This is a genomic window from Methylobacterium guangdongense (assembly GCF_038442355.1).
Taxonomy (GTDB): domain Bacteria; phylum Pseudomonadota; class Alphaproteobacteria; order Rhizobiales; family Beijerinckiaceae; genus Methylobacterium; species Methylobacterium guangdongense.
Genome location: NZ_JBBXMX010000053.1, coordinates 1 through 2,500, shown reverse-complemented (window position 1 = coordinate 2,500; position 2,500 = coordinate 1). Strand labels below are relative to the sequence as shown.

Genomic DNA, 2,500 nt, shown 5'->3' with positions numbered 1-2,500 from the left:
GATCAAAGCTCGTTCGCAGCTCCCCAAGGCTTATCGCAGCGTACCACGTCCTTCATCGCCTCTCAGCGCCAAGGCATCCACCGAATGCTCTTAAGGCACTTGATCGCTCTCGTGATCGATGTCCGCTGATCGGCAGCCGCTAGGCTGGCGATCACGACACGGTCACAAAAAGACCAGTGACAGAACCGTTTCCGATTCCGTCACCGTATGCTTGCCGAACATGACCGCCGGGGTTGGCAGCTTTCGCTGCCCCAACGGCCACATTCCCTCTTCACGATGTCACTGATGTCTTCGCACACGGCAGCATCAACCGAACCTGTCGGTCCTCGCTGATCATTGCCGCGGCAAACGCATTCTCCAGATAGCGGGCTCAGCATCCACTCTCGGGCGGCTGCCGTTCACACGACGCCAAGTCCCAAAAAAGTGGTGGAGCCAGACGGGATCGAACCGACGACCTCATGCTTGCAAAGCACGCGCTCTCCCAGCTGAGCTATGGCCCCAAAGGGTCAAGTCAGAGGTGAACGTCCCGTCCATGGTGGGCCTGGGACGACTCGAACGTCCGACCTCACCCTTATCAGGGGTGCGCTCTAACCACCTGAGCTACAGGCCCAGTACGATCGAGCTGTCGCGAGACCAGACCGCAGCATCAGCCGCAGTCGGATCGCTTGAGCGATCGCGCTATCTGGTGAGGAAGAGAAACGAGGGCGGCATTCGTCCCGCCAATGGGCTCTGACTGAGCCCTGATATCCTAATGACGCCGTCCGAGGAGCGGACCGGAAGACCGGTCATCCTGCTGTCAGCATCCTTAGAAAGGAGGTGATCCAGCCGCAGGTTCCCCTACGGCTACCTTGTTACGACTTCACCCCAGTCGCTGACCCTACCGTGGTCGCCTGCCCCCTTGCGGTTGGCGCAGCGCCGTCGGGTAAGACCAACTCCCATGGTGTGACGGGCGGTGTGTACAAGGCCCGGGAACGTATTCACCGTGGCATGCTGATCCACGATTACTAGCGATTCCGCCTTCATGCACTCGAGTTGCAGAGTGCAATCCGAACTGAGACGGCTTTTGGGGATTTGCTCCAGATCGCTCCTTCGCGTCCCACTGTCACCGCCATTGTAGCACGTGTGTAGCCCATCCCGTAAGGGCCATGAGGACTTGACGTCATCCACACCTTCCTCGCGGCTTATCACCGGCAGTCTCCCTAGAGTGCCCAACTGAATGATGGCAACTAAGGACGTGGGTTGCGCTCGTTGCGGGACTTAACCCAACATCTCACGACACGAGCTGACGACAGCCATGCAGCACCTGTGTGCGCGCCTCCGAAGAGGACTGGGAATCTCTCCCCATAACACGCCATGTCAAAGGATGGTAAGGTTCTGCGCGTTGCTTCGAATTAAACCACATGCTCCACCGCTTGTGCGGGCCCCCGTCAATTCCTTTGAGTTTTAATCTTGCGACCGTACTCCCCAGGCGGAATGCTCAAAGCGTTAGCTGCGCTACTGCGGTGCAAGCACCCCAACAGCTGGCATTCATCGTTTACGGCGTGGACTACCAGGGTATCTAATCCTGTTTGCTCCCCACGCTTTCGCGCCTCAGCGTCAGTAATGGTCCAGTTGGCCGCCTTCGCCACCGGTGTTCTTGCGAATATCTACGAATTTCACCTCTACACTCGCAGTTCCACCAACCTCTACCATACTCAAGCGTCCCAGTATCGAAGGCCATTCTGTGGTTGAGCCACAGGCTTTCACCCCCGACTTAAAACGCCGCCTACGCGCCCTTTACGCCCAGTGATTCCGAGCAACGCTAGCCCCCTTCGTATTACCGCGGCTGCTGGCACGAAGTTAGCCGGGGCTTATTCCTCCGGTACCGTCATTATCGTCCCGGATAAAAGAGCTTTACAACCCTAAGGCCTTCATCACTCACGCGGCATGGCTGGATCAGGCTTGCGCCCATTGTCCAATATTCCCCACTGCTGCCTCCCGTAGGAGTCTGGGCCGTGTCTCAGTCCCAGTGTGGCTGATCATCCTCTCAGACCAGCTACTGATCGTCGCCTTGGTAGGCCGTTACCCCACCAACTAGCTAATCAGACGCGGGCCGATCTTCCGGCAGTAAACCTTTCCCCATAAGGGCGTATCCGGTATTAGCCCTAGTTTCCCAGGGTTATTCCGAACCGGAAGGCACGTTCCCACGCGTTACTCACCCGTCCGCCGCTGACCCCGAAGGGCCCGCTCGACTTGCATGTGTTAAGCCTGCCGCCAGCGTTCGCTCTGAGCCAGGATCAAACTCTCACGTTGAAGAGAAAGATCCGGCCGATCACTATATTCTCAGACGGAGCCTCACATCGACCAAGCATCCAACGCTTCACAGCGCCAAACACCCGTCGGTGAGCTCAGAAAGAAGAACACAAGATCGGCACAAGTCTACTCACGCCAGACCCTAAGGCCTGGCCGCAAGGACAAACGCCGCCCGCGTCTCCCTTCCTCAATTCCAACTTGTCAAAGA

At 57.8% G+C, this 2,500-nt stretch carries 2 tRNA genes and 2 rRNA genes (1 of these 4 cut by a window edge); all 4 read right to left on the bottom strand.

Annotation, left to right across the window (positions count from 1 at the left end):
• Window positions 1-105: ribosomal RNA gene (locus tag AAHG09_RS31540) — 23S ribosomal RNA — on the bottom strand; it reaches 2,703 nt to the left of the window's first position.
• A 319-nt stretch (window positions 106-424) separates the two neighbouring features.
• A tRNA-Ala gene (locus AAHG09_RS31535) sits at window positions 425-500 on the bottom strand.
• Window positions 501-533: 33 nt separating this feature from the next.
• Window positions 534-610, bottom strand: a tRNA-Ile gene (locus AAHG09_RS31530).
• Between the two features lie 199 nt (window positions 611-809).
• A 16S ribosomal RNA gene (locus AAHG09_RS31525) occupies window positions 810-2,292 on the bottom strand.
• Together the 16S and 23S rRNA genes with 2 tRNA genes alongside form the textbook arrangement of a ribosomal RNA operon.
• Between the last annotated feature and the right edge of the window lie 208 nt (window positions 2,293-2,500).